This is a genomic window from Brevundimonas sp., assembly GCF_036677305.1.
Taxonomy (GTDB): Bacteria; Pseudomonadota; Alphaproteobacteria; order Caulobacterales; family Caulobacteraceae; genus Brevundimonas.
Genome location: NZ_JAKFEB010000153.1, coordinates 1 through 13,137 on the forward strand (window position 1 = coordinate 1; position 13,137 = coordinate 13,137).

Here is a 13,137-nt window from a genome sequence, read left to right on the forward strand (position 1 = left end):
AAGAAGATGTGCGAGCAGCTGCTGGCCAACACCGTGATCGAAAGCTACCGCATCGAGGCCGCGTGAAGCGGCTGATCCAGTTCTCGGTCGCGGCCTTCGTCCTGGTCTGCGTGCTGATCTTCGCCGCGGCGCTGGCCGGCGGACTGACCGATGATTCGGCCTTCACCCCGGCGGCCAAGGACGCGGCGCACTAGCGACCGCGACCGTCTTTGTGCGTTAGGCTGGCTCCGAACTCAGCGCGGAGCGATCTCATGGCCTTCACCGTCACCTCCACGGGCTTCAGGGACGGCGGCGTCCTGCCCGACGCCCAGGTCTACGCCGGGGGCAATCGTTCGCCGCAGCTGAGCTGGTCCGGCGCCCCCGAGGGCACGAAGAGCTTCGCCGTCACCTGCTACGACCCCGACGCGCCGACCGGCTCGGGCTTCTGGCACTGGACCGTGGCCAACATTCCCGCCGATGTGACCGAACTGGCCGAGGGCGGTCCCGTGCCCGCGGGCGCGGTCGAGGGCCGAACCGACTTCGGCGAGCCCGGCTTCGGTGGAGCCGCGCCGCCACAGGGGCACGGGCCGCATCGGTACATCTTCACGGTCTTCGCGGTGGACGTGGACAGCCTGCCGGTCACGCCCGAGGATTCGGGCGCCAAATACGGCTTCAACCTGCATTTCCATACGCTGGCCCAGGCGACGATCATCGGCGTGTACGAGAACAAGGGCTGAGCAAGCCATCGGGAGGGGCGGCATGAAGACCATCATCACGGCGATCGCTGCGGCGGCCCTGCTGGCCACGGCAGGCGCGGCCGCAGCGCAGGACGCTCCGGCGGTCGCCAACGACGCGACGGCGACGCCCGCGGGCATTCCGATGGACAGCGCCTGGCGGCGGGCTGTCTATGCGCAGGCGCATCAGCATTTCCAGCACCCGAGCTGGGGCTGGCGGCATTCGGAGCGCGACTATCTGTTCGGCATGGCGGTGGCGCAGGCCGAGGGGCTGACCGTCGACCCTGATGTGATGTTCGCCGCCGCCTTCCTGCACGACTGGGGCGGGATCGAGCCGTTCGCTGTCGCCGGCGTGGATCACGCCGTGCGTTCGGTCCAACTGGCCGAGCCCTTCCTGAAGGAGGCGGGTTTCCCCATGGAGAAATTCCCGGCCGTCCGCGCCGCCATCCTTGGACACATGTACGACAAGGAGCCTGGAGGTCCCGAGGCGATCGCCATTCACGACGCCGACGCCCTGGATTTCCTCGGCGCCCTCGGGGCCGCCCGGCTTCTGGCGGCGACGGGGGACCGGCCCGACTATGATCAGGCGCTGGGGCGGATCGAGCGATTCGCCGCCGACATTCCCCCTCGGCTGAAGACCGACGCCGCCCGCCGGATGGCCGAACCCCGCGTGGCGGCCATGACGGAATTCCTCGCCACGGTCCGAAGCGAGACGCCGGACGGCGCCAGACCCTGACATCAGCGGCAAACGCTGCTAAAGGGCGCCGCCATGAGCGCAGCCGTCATCGTCTTCCCCGGTTCCAACTGCGACCGCGACTGCAAGGTCGCCGTCGAACGCTCCACCGGCGAGCGGGTCGACATGGTCTGGCATCAGGAGACGGCGCTGCCCCCGGGCCTCGACCTGATCGTGCTGCCGGGCGGCTTCTCGTACGGCGACTATCTGCGCTGCGGGGCCATGGCGGCGCAGTCGCCGATCATGCAGGCGGTGAAGAAGGCGGCCGACGAGGGCGTGGCCGTTCTGGGCATCTGCAACGGCTTCCAGATCCTGTGCGAGGCCGGGATGCTGCCGGGCGCCCTGCTGCGCAACGCCGGCCTGAAATACGTCTGCAAGCCCATCAGCCTGACCGTGACCAACGGCCAGACCCGCTTCACCGCCGGCTATCAGGGCCAGCGCGAGGTGATCATGACCCAGGGCAATGGCGACGGAAACTATTTCGCCTCTCCCGAAGATCTCGCCCGTCTCGAGGGCGAGGGCCAGGTCGTGTTCCGCTATGTCGACAACCCGAACGGCTCGGTGAACGACATCGCCGGGGTCCAGAACGCGCGCGGAAACGTGCTGGGGATGATGCCGCACCCGGATCGCGCCTTCGAGGAAGAGCTGGGCTCGGCCGACGGCGCCACCCTGTTCCGGTCCATCTACGCCGCCGCCTGAGCCCGGGGCTCGGCGATGACCATGACCGAACGTCAGAAGATGGTCGCCGGGGAGCCCTATGATCCCGGCGATCCCGGCCTGCAGGCCGATCACGCCGCCGCCAAGCAATGGATGATCCGCTACAATGCGGCCTTCGGATCCAGCCCGTCCGACCGACTGGCCCTGTTGCGCGAACGGCTGGACGCGGCGGGCGACGGCGCGGTGATCCGCCCGCCCTTCCATTGCGACTACGGCTACAACATCCGGCTGGGCCGCGGCGTCTTTCTGAACTTCAACTGCGTGATCCTGGACGTCTGCGAGGTCGTCATCGGCGACCAGACCCAGATCGGGCCGGGCGTGCAGATTCTGACGGCGGACCATCCGCGCGCGCCGGAAGAGCGCGCCGCCGGGATCGAGTTCGGCAGGCCGGTCCGGATCGGCCGCAATGTCTGGATCGGCGGCGGCGCCCTGATCCTGCCGGGCGTCACGGTGGGCGACGATGCGATCATCGGCGCGGGCTCGGTCGTGACGAGGGACGTCCCCGCAGGCGCGACGGCGATGGGCAACCCCGCCCGGGTGAAACCCTAGACCCCCCAGGCCTTGCCGCCCGCGCCATAGCCGTCGATCGCCTCGAACATGGCGGACATCAGCGCGCGTTCCTCCCCGGTCACCTCGGGCTTCCAGACGTCGAAGATGAGGATGGTGCGGTCCTGCCCGCTGTCGTTGACGGCCTCGTGCTCGATGGTGTCGTCAAAGGCCCAGGCATGGCCCTCCTTCCACTCGCGAACGTCGTTGCCGACACGGAAGCGCGAGCCCGGCGGGGCGATCAGCGGCAGGTGGCAGATCAGGCGGGTGTTGATCAGGCCGTGATGCGCCGGGATGCGCGCGCCGGCCTTGAGCCGCGAGAACAGGATGGACGGCGTCCGGCCCGGAACGCGGCAAAGCGGGACCCCGGCAAGCGCCTCGAGCGTGCGCGGACAGCGGCGGGCCATGTCCGGCTGTTCCTCGCCGTCCTTCCACAGAAACAGGGCGCTCCAGTCGGCGTTGGAGGCCATGCCCTTTGAATCTGTGTTCGGCCGGTCGGCGCGCGGCTCGACATAGGGGCGGAACAGATCGGGCTCGGCCAGCAGGGCCTCGAGCTCTGTCCGGATATCCGCCGTCGCGTCCTCGACCGCCGACATCCACGGCAGGGTCTCGCGCGGCTGGAACTGAATCTGCGGCAGCCCGGGCAGCAGGTAGAAGCGCGGCTCCTGCTGATACAGCCGCTTGCGGCCGGCCATCAGGTCCAGCGACAGACTGAACCGGTCGCTGGATGTCGCGGCGTCGAAGCCGGAGCGGGCGAGGCAGTCGGTCAGGTACGACTGGAAGCGGGCGCCCTGATCCTGGATGGCGGCCTGCGCCCGCCGCAGCTCGACCGCCAGATCGGGTGGGAGATCGGCCACGTCGGCGGCGCCGCGCAGGGCCGAGTTGTAGAAGCTGGCGCCCGCCCGCTCGTCGCCCAGGCCAACCAGGGCGTCGCCCTTGGCGATCAGGGCGCGAAGGTCGCGCGGATTCGCGGCCAGGGCCCGGTCGGCGTCCGCCAGCCGGGCCTCAAAAGATTGCCGTTCCCTGGATTCCCCCATTCGCTGATCGAAGGTCGGCGAGCGGCGTCCGTCAAGATGAAACCGTCAGACGGCCGGATTGGCCGTGCGCGATTCGTCGTTATCGGAACCCTCGGCTCCCACGGACTGGTCCAGCGCATCCGGGTCGGCCTTGCGCACGCCGCCGGGGTCGCGGCGTGCGGCCGACCCGCCTTCGCCGGGGCCGACGTCCTGCGCGGGGGCGCGGTCGGCCTGGACGGACTCCGCTCCGGAGAGCGGGGATTCGGCGGGGGTGGGACGTGTGGTGTCGGCCATGGCGGGTCTCCGTTCCTGAGGCCCAATCAACCCGCGCCGGGACGCCCCGGTTCCTGCGATGAACCTTTGTGCGAGACCGAACGTACTTGTCTCCAGCCCGAGGAGAATACGATGTCGTCCATAGTCCGTCCCACGCCCGCCCAGATGACCAGACGAGTGATCGTCCTTGCCGCCGCGGTCTTCGCCGTGGTGGTCGGCCAGGGCCAGATGGCGCTCGGCTGGGGCCAGTCCGCCGCCGATTTCGCCGCCGACAGCGATGCGACGCTGAAGGTCGCGGGCTACGCTTTCGCCATCTGGGGCGTCATCTACCTCGGCCTGCTGGTCTATGCCGTGCGGCAGGTCCTGCCGCAGACGGGCGAAAGCCTGCTGATCCATCGGCTCGGCTGGCCTTCGGCCCTGGCCATGGCCGGTATCGGCCTGTGGATCGTCGCAGCCGCGATGGACGCCGAGATCGCCACGATCCTGCTGATCTTCGGCTCTCTGGCGGTGGTGCTGATCCCGCTGCTTCGGAACGCGGGCCCTATCCGCGCCCTGCCTGTCCGGGACCGCGACCGCTGGATGACGGTGTGGCCGCTGGCGATGCTGGCGGGATGGCTGACGGTGGCGGCGCCGCTGAACCTGATCACGGTGGCGACCGGAAACGGCGATCTGCCCGCCGTCCTGTCGCCGACCGTCTGGGCGATGATCGCCATCGGCGTGGTGGTTATGGTCGCCCTCGCCGTGACCCAGCGGATCAGGACCGTGGCCTACGCCGCGCCGATCGCCTGGGGTCTGCTGGGAGCGTTCGCGGCCGAACAGGCCCGCAACGGACCGCTGGCCTGGTTCGCCCTCGTGGCGGCGGTTGCGGTTCTGGTCGGGGCGATCGTTCTGAGCCTGCGCCTGCGACGAGGCGTCGAGCGAGCCGTCAGCGCCTAGGCCTGATCCTCTTGCCGGTCATCATCATTGGCGGCCTCGCTGGAGGCCCGCTCGGCGGCGGCGGAGGCGCCCGCGTCGTCGGCGGCGATCACGGGCGTATCCGGATCCTCGGGCGTCGCGGCGGGGTCGATGGGCTGGTCGGGCATCGCGGCCTCCTTGAGCTTCACGGAAACAATGGGCGTCTGCGCGCGATGTTCCGCGCTGGGCGGCTGACACCCGTCCTCTGAACGGCTAGAAGGCGCGCCCATGAGCGCTCCCGAAAAGACCATGGCCGAACTGGCCGCCGAATACGGCCTGGCCCCGAACGAATATCAGGTCGTCCTCGACCGGCTGGGGCGAGAGCCCAACAACGTCGAACTGGGCGTCTTCTCGGTGATGTGGTCCGAGCACTGCTCGTACAAGTCGTCCAAGATCCATCTGGGCAAGTTCCCGACCAAGGGCCCGCGGGTCATCTGCGGCCCGGGCGAGAACGCCGGGGTCATCGACATCGACGACGGCGACGCCTGCATCTTCAAGATGGAGAGCCACAACCACCCGTCCTTCATCGAGCCCTATCAGGGCGCGGCGACGGGCGTGGGCGGCATCATGCGCGACGTCTTCACCATGGGCGCGCGGCCCGTGGCCCTGCTGAACGCCCTTCGCTTCGGCGACCCGTCGCACGAGAAGACGAAGCGCCTCGTCAAGGGCGTGGTCTCGGGCATCGGCGGCTACGGCAACTGTGTCGGCGTGCCGACGGTGGCGGGCGAGACCAATTTCCACGCCGGCTACAACGGCAACATCCTGGTCAACGCCATGTGCGTGGGCGTGGCCCGGGCCGACAGCATCTTCTATTCGGCCGCGCCGGGCGGCGGCATGTCGGTGGTCTATTTCGGATCGAAGACGGGCCGCGACGGCATCCACGGCGCAACCATGGCCTCGGCCGAGTTCGACGAGGATTCGGACGAGAAGCGTCCCACCGTCCAGGTCGGCGATCCCTTCGCCGAGAAGCTGCTGATCGAGGCAACGCTGGAGCTGATGGCCTCGGGCGCCGTGGCCGCCATTCAGGACATGGGCGCGGCGGGCCTGACCTCGTCCTCGGTCGAGATGGCCGGCAAGGGCGGCGTCGGCATCGAGCTGAACATGGACGCCGTGCCCCAGCGCGAAGAGGGCATGACGGCCTATGAGATGATGCTGTCGGAAAGCCAGGAGCGGATGCTGGCCGTCCTGAAGCCGGGCCGCGAGGAAGACGGCCACCGCATCTTCAAGAAGTGGGGCCTCGACGCCGCCGTCATCGGCAAGACCACCGACACCGGGCATCTGGTCCTGAAACACCACGGCGAGATCGTCTGCGACGTGCCTCTGGCCCCCCTGTTCGACGACGCGCCCCTGTACGACCGCCCGTGGGTCCAGCCCGAGCTGCAGCCGCGTCTGGCCCCGGCCGACGTGCCCGCGCCTGAGAGCTGGGTCGATGCGGTGCTGAAGGTGCTGTGCTGCCCCGACATGGCCTCCAAGCGCTGGATCTGGGAGCAGTACGACCGCCACGTCATGGCCGACACCCTGCACGACTCGGCCACCGCGGCCGACGCCGGCGTGGTGCGGGTGCACGGCACGGACAAGGGTCTGGCCATGACCAGCGACTGCACGCCGCGTTATGTGCTGGCCGATCCCTATGAGGGCGGCAAACAGTGCGTGGCCGAGGCCTGGCGCAACCTGACCGCCGTCGGCAGCCGGCCCATCGCCATCACCGACAACCTGAATTTCGGCAATCCGCAGCGGCCCGAGATCATGGGCCAGATCGTCCGCGCCATCGACGGCATGGCCGAGGCCTGCCGCGTGCTGGACTTCCCCGTCGTGAGCGGCAACGTCAGCCTCTACAACGAGACCAACGGCGCGGCCATTCCGCCGACCCCGACCGTCGGGGCCGTGGGCCTTCTGACCAACTATGACGTCGTCGTCGGCTTCGGCGGCATGGTCGAGGGCGACGTGCTGGTGCTGATCGGGGAGACGGTCGGCGAGCTGGGCTCGTCCATCTATCTGCGCGAGGTTCTGGGCCGCGAGGACGGCGCCCCGCCGCCGGTCGATCTGGCGCTGGAGCGGGTCACGGGCGACTTCGTGCGCGGCCTGATCGAGGCCGGCGACCTGACCTGCGTCCACGACCTGTCGGACGGCGGACTGATCGGGGCGGCGGCGGACATCGCGCTGGCCTCGGACTGCGGCGTCGAACTGGACGCCACCTCGGCGACACACGCCCACATCCTGCTCTTCGGCGAGGATCAGGCCCGCTATCTGGTCGCCACGGCGGACGCGACGGGCATCATCGCGGCGGCCCAGAAGGCCGGGCTGCACGCCTCGGTGGTCGGGCGCGCCAAGGGACGCGACTTCTCCTCGGGCGGACCTGACGGCGACCTGTTCCGCGTGCCGCTGGATCATCTGCGCGAGATGCACGAGGCGTGGATGCCGACCTGGATCGAGGGTTGATGCGTGCCGTTGTCGCCGTCCTGCTGGGGAGTTTCGCCCTGACCGCCTGCGACGGCGGCGGAGATCCGGTCCAGCAGGCCTTGCGCGAGACAGCGGCGGCGAACCACTCGGCGGTTGTCAGGGAAACGGCGAGCGTCCCGGCTGCGGCCCCGGGCATGACGCGGCACGGCGTCTCCGCCGGGGACCGGGCCTTCATGGCGTCGGAAGCGGCCATGCACGCCGGCATGGCGGCGGCCTCGGGCGATACGGTGGACGAGGCCTATGTCGCCAAGATGATCGAGCACCATCGCGGCGCCCTGGCCATGGCGGATGTGGCCCTTGCACGATCGCAGGACGCGGAGATCCGCCGCATGGCGCAGGCGGTGAGGAACAGGCAGACGGGCGAGATCGCGGAGATGCAGGCCTGGAAGCCGACCCCGGCGAACTGACGCACCCCGCTATCGCCCGGCCGGATGCAGGCGTAGCGTCCCTTCATGGCTGACGGCTCCCCGACGTTCCGCCCCTGGACCCCGCCGCGACGCAACAAGCCCCTGGGCTTCGCGCAGTTCCTGTGGGTCAGCTGGCGCGATCCCCTGCTCATGTGGTCCGAGCGGCATTTCCGCGAACCGCAACTCTACGGCAAGGGCCCGATGGGCGCGGTCATCGTGGTCAGCCACCCGGCGGGCGTCCGCCGCGTGCTGACCGAGAACGCCGCCAACTACGAAAAGGGCGCCCTGCAGCGCCGCGTTCTCGGCCCGATGCTGGCCGACGGTCTGTTGCTGACCGAGGGCGACACCTGGCGGCGCGCGCGGCGCATCCTGGCCCCTCTGTTCACTCCGGTTCGCACCCAGCGGCTGGCCGTCCGCATGGGCGAGGTCTGCGCGCGACGGGTCCGGGACTGGTCCCTGCAGCACGGAGCCCGCGTGCTGAACATCGACAGCGAGATGTCGGGCCTGACCTTCGACATGCTCTCGGCCACCCTGTTCTCGGACGAGCTTGAGGGCGACGCCAAGGGATTCGAAAAGGCGCTGGACCGCTATCTGTCCATGGGCGCGCGGATTGATCCGCTGGACGTCATCGCCGCGCCTGCATGGGTCCCGCGTCTGGGTCGGGCGGCCAGCGGCGGCGTGGCCCGCTTCTTCGAGGAGCGCGTCAGCCGTCTGGTCACCCGTCGGCGGGCCCTGATCGAAAGCGGGACCGAGGCCCCCGACGACCTGCTGTCCGCCCTGCTGCTGGCGCGCGACGAGGAGGACGGCGCGGCCCTGTCGGATCGCGAGGTCGCCGCCAATATCCTGACCTTCATCCTCGCCGGTCACGAGACCACGGCCCGCACGCTGGGCTGGGCCCTGCACCTGATCTCGCGCAGCCCCGACGTCGCGGCCCGCCTGCGCGCCGAGGCAGACGCCTTCGACCTGTCCGATCCCAAATGGGCGGATGGCCTGCCCTGGACGCGGGCGGTCATCGAGGAGGCCATGCGGCTGTTCCCCCCGGCCCCCACCCTGGCGCGGCTTGCGCTGGGTCCCGATGAGATCGGCGGCCAGGCCATCGAGGCGGGTACGGCGGTGGTGATCTCGCCCTGGGTGCTGCATCGTCACCATGGCCTGTGGGACCAGCCCGACGAATTCCGGCCTGAACGGTTCCTGCCGGAAAATCGGAAATCCATCGACCGCTACGCCTACATCCCGTTCAGCGCCGGACCGCGCGTGTGCATCGGCGCGGCCTTCGCCATGCAGGAGGCGATGATCGCGCTGGCGACCCTGTTGCGCGCGGCCGAGGTCGAGGCGGTCAGCACCGTCGAGCCCAGGCCGATGCACCAGATCACCTTGCGGAGCCGCAGCCCGATTCATCTGCGTCTGCGAGCCCGCCTGCCCGCGTGACGACCGTCATGGACGACCGTCACAATTGAAGGCTAGGTCGGGCCAACGCTGCTGGAGGCCGCCATGCATTCATTTGAATCCCTGTCCCGTCGCGGGCTGTTGCTGAGCCTCGGCGCCGGCGGCGTGCTGGCGGGCTCGAGCCGACAGGCGCTGGCCGATCCGGTGTTCGCCGAATATCCGTTCCAGCTGGGCATCGCCGCCGGCGACCCCGCGCCCGACGGCTTCGTGATCTGGACCCGTCTGGCCCCGCGTCCGCTGGAGATCGGCAACGGCATGCCGTCCCAGCCCGTGGCGGTGAAATGGGAAATCGCGACGGATCGCGGCTTCTCCAACATCACCCAGAAGGGCGAGGTTATCGCCCGGCCCGAAATGGCGCACGCCGTCCATGTCGAGGTCACAGGGCTGGAGCCCGGCCGGGACTATTTCTACCGCTTCATCGCCGGGAGCGAACGCACCGCCACGGGCCGGGCGAAGACGGCGCCGGCAGCCGGGTCGGCGGTCGCCCATGCCCGGTTCGGCGTGCTGGGCTGTCAGGCCTGGGAGCAGGGATTCTACACCGCCCACCGCAAGGCGGCGGCCGAGGACCTGGACTTCGTCTATTGCTATGGGGATTACATCTACGAGGGCCGGGGCAGCCGGACCTACACCGGTTCGGGCGGGACGATGGAGAACCCGCGCCAGCATTTCGGCGGCGAGTGCTACTCGCTGGACGACTACCGGCGGCGCTACGCCCAGTACAAGATGGATACGGACCTGCAGGCCAGCCATGCGGCGGCCGCCTGGTATGTGACGTGGGACGATCACGAGATCGCCAATAATTGGGTCGCCGCCTTCGACGACGGCGTGCCGCGGGAGGTCTTCCTGCTGCGGCGGCAGGCGGCGGCCCAGGCCTTCTACGAGCACATGCCCCTGCGCCGGTCAGCCTTTCCGCGCGGGGCGGAGATGCAGCTGTACCGACAGTCGTCGTGGGGCGATCTGCTGGACCTGAATTTCCTCGACACCCGCTCCTACCGTTCGGACCAGCCGTGCGACGACGCCTGGGCGGCGACCTGCGCGGGCGTGGCGGCGCGCGAGGCCGAGGTGCTGGGACAGGCGCAGGAAGCCTGGCTGTACCGCAACCTCGACCAGTCGCGGGCGCACTGGAAGGTGCTGGCGCAGCAGATCATGGTGATGGACATGGAGCGCAAGGAAGGACCCGAGCGGGGCTACAACCTGGACACCTGGGCCGGTTATTCGATCCCGCGCCAGCGGCTGCTGGACCGACTGCGCGAGCGCCGCATCGGCAACACCATCGTCCTGACCGGAGACGAGCACCAGAACTACGCCGGCGAGCTGTACCGCGACAGCCGCAATCCCGAGGGCGCGCCGATCGCGTCGGAGTTCGTCGCCACCTCGATCAGTTCGTCGGGCGACGGTCAGGACCAGCGCGCCGACGGGCGGCGCTACCTGGCCGACAACCCCTTCCTGAAGTTCAACAACGCCCAGCGCGGCTATGTCGTCTGCGACGTGACGCCGGAGCGGTGGCAGACCGAGTTCAAGGTGCTGGACAAGGTGTCGGACAGGACCGGCGTGCTGACCACACGGGCGAAGCTGGCGGTGGCCAGCGGGGACGCCCGGATCGTCCCGGCCTGAGGCGTTTGACGACGGGGAATTCGACGACGGATTCCGTGCGATTTCGACGACCCGGTTCGAAGACTTGAGCGACGAAAGCTACGGCCGCGCCGTCCGCGCGAGCCGTCACGCGGGATGATCGAATCGCGATCACCCCGTCAGCCGGATCTCCGGTTCGTCGGCGACGTCGGGCGAGTCAGGAACGTATTCGAGGATGTCGGCCGGCGCGCAGTCCAGATAACGGCACAGGGCGTCCAGGGTCGCGAACCTGAGGCCCCTGACCTTTCCCGACTTGAGCAGGGACAGATTGGTTTCGGAAATGCCGATGGCGCGCGCCAGCACGTTCGAACGAACCTTGCGGCGCGCCATCACGACGTCGAGCCTGAGGATGATGGGCATCAGACGAACCTCGAGGCGTCGTCATGGACCTCGGCGGCCCATGCCATCACGCGCGCCATGACGAACAGGACGAGCCCCAGTCCCAGCGCCTGAAGGCTGTCCAGTCGCAGCCAGCCGCGGTCGTCAAAGCCCGCCGCCGTGACGAGAAGGTGGCCCAGCGTCGGGGCCGCCGCATAGGCGATGAGCCAGATCGCCATGAAGGTGAGACAGCGGGCGTTCTCCGCCGCCAGGACCACCCCCGCGCGATACAGGCTGAACAGCCTGTGCAACTGCCACAGGATCGCCAGCGCCGGCGTCAGCATGAGGATGGCGGACCCGGCCAGGGCGAGCCTGCGCGTGAAGGGCATGGCGCCCAGCGTCGTCCAGCCGGGAATGACGCGAGGCGTGCCCGGTTCAATAAAAATCTGCAGCCCGCCGGGCCTGACCTGCACCCTCGGCCCCTCATAGAACAGCGCCGTCAGGATCGCTCCGAGAAGGATGACCGCGCCCACCGCCAGCAGGGCGGTGAACAGCCATTGCAGGGGGCGGCTTACCCCCGCAATGCGCTCAAGCGCCTCCGGACGCGTGGGAACCGGCGGAGGAAGCGTGGCTATCAACGCCATATGGGTCTTCCGTAAGCATGATTGACAGAGATATTTTTATGTATTTCGATATGCCACAGAACAGCGGAGCGGAAAACCATAATGCGAAATCTGGCGTATCTGGCGATAGCGACGGTCTTGCTGGCGCTGGGAGGCTGCGCGACCCCCGCGACCCGACATCCCCTGATCGCCGCCGACCTCGGCGCGCCTTCCTCGACGGAGCGTATGGCGGCGAGCCTGTCGCGGCCGGGGGTGGTCGGCTTCGAGCGGGTGCGTTTCGCGCAATGGACCGGAGGACGCGGCGGCTTCATCGACCGGGATGACCCCCGCACCGCCGCGATTCCGGAAGGGTTCGAGACCTCCGTCATCTACGCCTATGTCATCGACCATCCGACGCGCGGCCGTTATCTGATCGACGCCGGCGTGTCGCGCGATCTGCAGGCGCGGCTGAACCCCTTGATGCGCAAGGGCCTGGCGGACATGTCGGTGCGGGTCGACCGGGGTCTGGCCGAATGGCTGGCGGGTCGCGGGGCGCCGCGGGCCGTGTTCCTGACTCATCTGCATTTCGATCACGTCGGCGGCGTGCTCGATCTCGATCCCGCGATACCGATCTATCTCGGGCCGGGCGACGCGCGCGAGACCCACGCGATGAACGGGCTGCTCGGATATCCCATCGACGCCATTCTGAACGGGCGCGCACCGCTGCGGGAGTGGAGTTTCGCGCCGGATCCGGACGGCCGGTTCGCCGGCGTGCTGGACGTTTTTGGCGACGGATCGGTCTGGGCCCTGCACACGCCCGGCCATTCACCCGGTTCGACCGCCTATCTGATCAACACCGTCGATGGGCCCAAACTGGTCGTCGGGGATGCGGTCCATACCCGTCTGGGCTGGGATGAAGCCATGCCTCAGCCCGTTCCGGATCGTGCGAAGCCGGACGCCGAGCAATCCGCCAACCGGCTCCGCCGCTTCGCCGCTGATCACCCGACGATCGAGGTGTTTCTCGGCCATCAGACCCGGGCGGGCCAGGTCGACCGGTGAGTCGATGAACCGGTCAGATCGTCAGAGGTCCAGCCGGTCGGCCAGCAGGGCCACGAGGCGGTCGGGCCGACCGTCGAACAGCCGGTCCAGAAGGTCCTGCACCTCGGCCTCGACATAGGCCTGGCGGTCGATGACGGCGTGATAGCGCTGGCGGCCGTCCTCCTTTTGGGAGCGGACCGCCCCCTTCTGCATCAGGCGATGCAGAAGGGTCTTGATGGTGGCGTCGCCCCACGGATGCGCCGCCTTCACCTCCTCGATCAG

18 protein-coding genes are annotated in these 13,137 nt (G+C 69.0%); 12 read left to right on the forward strand and 6 right to left on the reverse strand.

All coding sequences use genetic code 11. The features are described 5' to 3' along the window. The 6 genes from V6M42_RS08580 to V6M42_RS08605 form a co-directional block, all read left to right on the forward strand. The coding region (locus tag V6M42_RS08580) for a phosphoribosylformylglycinamidine synthase subunit PurS (protein WP_332678217.1) at positions 1 to 66 on the forward strand (66 nt) is incomplete at its 5' end. Next, positions 63 to 194, forward strand: a complete 132-nt coding sequence (locus V6M42_RS08585; RefSeq protein WP_255356198.1) for a hypothetical protein — start codon at positions 63 to 65, stop codon at positions 192 to 194. The genes V6M42_RS08580 and V6M42_RS08585, both read left to right, overlap by 4 nt. A 57-nt stretch (positions 195 to 251) precedes the next feature. Beyond that, positions 252 to 716 (forward strand): YbhB/YbcL family Raf kinase inhibitor-like protein, encoded by a 465-nt coding sequence (locus V6M42_RS08590; RefSeq protein WP_332678202.1) that lies wholly within the window; start codon positions 252 to 254, stop codon positions 714 to 716. A 22-nt stretch (positions 717 to 738) separates the two neighbouring features. Next, entirely contained in the window at positions 739 to 1,449 is a 711-nt protein-coding gene (locus tag V6M42_RS08595) for an HD domain-containing protein (protein WP_332678203.1), read from the forward strand. 33 nt (positions 1,450 to 1,482) lie between these two features. Then, a complete protein-coding gene (gene purQ, locus V6M42_RS08600) occupies positions 1,483 to 2,145 on the forward strand; it encodes a phosphoribosylformylglycinamidine synthase subunit PurQ (RefSeq protein WP_332678204.1) in 663 nt (220 codons plus the stop codon). Positions 2,146 to 2,166: 21 nt separating this feature from the next. Continuing rightward, positions 2,167 to 2,712, forward strand: a complete 546-nt coding sequence (locus V6M42_RS08605) for a sugar O-acetyltransferase (RefSeq protein ID WP_332678205.1) — start codon at positions 2,167 to 2,169, stop codon at positions 2,710 to 2,712. Here the strand turns inward: V6M42_RS08605 and V6M42_RS08610 are convergent. Both V6M42_RS08610 and V6M42_RS08615 read right to left on the reverse strand, forming a co-directional pair. Further along, positions 2,709 to 3,746 (reverse strand): aspartyl/asparaginyl beta-hydroxylase domain-containing protein, encoded by a 1,038-nt coding sequence (locus V6M42_RS08610; RefSeq protein WP_332678206.1) that lies wholly within the window; start codon positions 3,744 to 3,746, stop codon positions 2,709 to 2,711. The genes V6M42_RS08605 and V6M42_RS08610 overlap by 4 nt on opposite strands. Before the next feature lie 45 nt (positions 3,747 to 3,791). After that, positions 3,792 to 4,019: a hypothetical protein gene (locus tag V6M42_RS08615; protein WP_332678207.1), complete on the reverse strand. Its 228-nt coding sequence runs from the start codon at positions 4,017 to 4,019 to the stop codon at positions 3,792 to 3,794. Between the two features lie 111 nt (positions 4,020 to 4,130). Here V6M42_RS08615 and V6M42_RS08620 point away from each other — a divergent pair, with 111 nt between their 5' ends. Then, entirely contained in the window at positions 4,131 to 4,934 is an 804-nt protein-coding gene (locus tag V6M42_RS08620) for a hypothetical protein (protein WP_332678208.1), read from the forward strand. Here V6M42_RS08620 and V6M42_RS08625 read toward each other — a convergent pair. Then, complete coding sequence (locus tag V6M42_RS08625) at positions 4,931 to 5,080, reverse strand: hypothetical protein (protein WP_332659296.1); 150 nt, start codon at positions 5,078 to 5,080, stop codon at positions 4,931 to 4,933. The genes V6M42_RS08620 and V6M42_RS08625 overlap by 4 nt on opposite strands. 100 nt (positions 5,081 to 5,180) lie before the next feature. Between V6M42_RS08625 and purL the strand changes: the two genes are divergently transcribed. The 4 genes from purL to V6M42_RS08645 all read left to right on the forward strand — a co-directional run bounded on the left by purL (position 5,181) and on the right by V6M42_RS08645 (position 10,879). Next, complete coding sequence (gene purL, locus V6M42_RS08630; RefSeq protein ID WP_332678209.1) at positions 5,181 to 7,391, forward strand: phosphoribosylformylglycinamidine synthase subunit PurL; 2,211 nt, start codon at positions 5,181 to 5,183, stop codon at positions 7,389 to 7,391. Continuing rightward, the gene (locus V6M42_RS08635) at positions 7,391 to 7,819 is read left to right on the forward strand and encodes a DUF305 domain-containing protein (protein ID WP_332678210.1); all 429 of its coding nucleotides are present in this window, start codon (positions 7,391 to 7,393) and stop codon (positions 7,817 to 7,819) included. Before purL ends, V6M42_RS08635 begins: the two co-directional genes overlap by 1 nt. Positions 7,820 to 7,864: 45 nt before the next feature. Beyond that, positions 7,865 to 9,247, forward strand: a complete 1,383-nt coding sequence (locus V6M42_RS08640) for a cytochrome P450 (RefSeq protein ID WP_332678211.1) — start codon at positions 7,865 to 7,867, stop codon at positions 9,245 to 9,247. Between the two features lie 63 nt (positions 9,248 to 9,310). Continuing rightward, positions 9,311 to 10,879: an alkaline phosphatase D family protein gene (locus tag V6M42_RS08645; protein WP_332678212.1), complete on the forward strand. Its 1,569-nt coding sequence runs from the start codon at positions 9,311 to 9,313 to the stop codon at positions 10,877 to 10,879. 129 nt (positions 10,880 to 11,008) lie between these two features. Here V6M42_RS08645 and V6M42_RS08650 read toward each other — a convergent pair whose 3' ends face one another. Beyond that, entirely contained in the window at positions 11,009 to 11,257 is a 249-nt protein-coding gene (locus V6M42_RS08650; RefSeq protein WP_332678213.1) for a helix-turn-helix domain-containing protein, read from the reverse strand. Further along, on the reverse strand, positions 11,257 to 11,859 hold the full coding sequence (locus tag V6M42_RS08655) for a DUF2975 domain-containing protein (protein ID WP_332678214.1): 603 nt from the start codon (positions 11,857 to 11,859) through the stop codon (positions 11,257 to 11,259). Before V6M42_RS08655 ends, V6M42_RS08650 begins: the two co-directional genes overlap by 1 nt. An 81-nt stretch (positions 11,860 to 11,940) precedes the next feature. On the opposite strand from V6M42_RS08655, the gene V6M42_RS08660 reads away from it, so the two are divergent. Next, positions 11,941 to 12,876, forward strand: coding sequence for an MBL fold metallo-hydrolase (locus V6M42_RS08660; protein WP_332678215.1), 936 nt, complete (start codon positions 11,941 to 11,943; stop codon positions 12,874 to 12,876). A 21-nt stretch (positions 12,877 to 12,897) separates the two neighbouring features. Here the strand turns inward: V6M42_RS08660 and V6M42_RS08665 are convergent. Further along, positions 12,898 to 13,137 (reverse strand): BlaI/MecI/CopY family transcriptional regulator (locus tag V6M42_RS08665; RefSeq protein ID WP_332678216.1); only part of this gene is annotated, 240 nt, incomplete at its 5' end.

Bases quoted from the DNA above. Each gene is read 5' to 3' on its own strand.
- V6M42_RS08590 (WP_332678202.1), top strand. From the start codon at position 252: ATGGCCTTCACCGTCACCTCCACGGGCTTCAGGGACGGCGGCGTCCTG.
- V6M42_RS08595 (WP_332678203.1), top strand. From the start codon at position 739: ATGAAGACCATCATCACGGCGATCGCTGCGGCGGCCCTGCTGGCCACG.
- purQ (WP_332678204.1), top strand. From the start codon at position 1,483: ATGAGCGCAGCCGTCATCGTCTTCCCCGGTTCCAACTGCGACCGCGAC.
- V6M42_RS08605 (WP_332678205.1), top strand. From the start codon at position 2,167: ATGACCGAACGTCAGAAGATGGTCGCCGGGGAGCCCTATGATCCCGGC.
- V6M42_RS08610 (WP_332678206.1), bottom strand. From the start codon at position 3,746: ATGGGGGAATCCAGGGAACGGCAATCTTTTGAGGCCCGGCTGGCGGAC.
- V6M42_RS08615 (WP_332678207.1), bottom strand. From the start codon at position 4,019: ATGGCCGACACCACACGTCCCACCCCCGCCGAATCCCCGCTCTCCGGA.
- V6M42_RS08620 (WP_332678208.1), top strand. From the start codon at position 4,131: ATGTCGTCCATAGTCCGTCCCACGCCCGCCCAGATGACCAGACGAGTG.
- V6M42_RS08625 (WP_332659296.1), bottom strand. From the start codon at position 5,080: ATGCCCGACCAGCCCATCGACCCCGCCGCGACGCCCGAGGATCCGGAT.
- purL (WP_332678209.1), top strand. From the start codon at position 5,181: ATGAGCGCTCCCGAAAAGACCATGGCCGAACTGGCCGCCGAATACGGC.
- V6M42_RS08635 (WP_332678210.1), top strand. From the start codon at position 7,391: ATGCGTGCCGTTGTCGCCGTCCTGCTGGGGAGTTTCGCCCTGACCGCC.
- V6M42_RS08640 (WP_332678211.1), top strand. From the start codon at position 7,865: ATGGCTGACGGCTCCCCGACGTTCCGCCCCTGGACCCCGCCGCGACGC.
- V6M42_RS08645 (WP_332678212.1), top strand. From the start codon at position 9,311: ATGCATTCATTTGAATCCCTGTCCCGTCGCGGGCTGTTGCTGAGCCTC.
- V6M42_RS08650 (WP_332678213.1), bottom strand. From the start codon at position 11,257: ATGCCCATCATCCTCAGGCTCGACGTCGTGATGGCGCGCCGCAAGGTT.
- V6M42_RS08655 (WP_332678214.1), bottom strand. From the start codon at position 11,859: ATGGCGTTGATAGCCACGCTTCCTCCGCCGGTTCCCACGCGTCCGGAG.
- V6M42_RS08660 (WP_332678215.1), top strand. From the start codon at position 11,941: ATGCGAAATCTGGCGTATCTGGCGATAGCGACGGTCTTGCTGGCGCTG.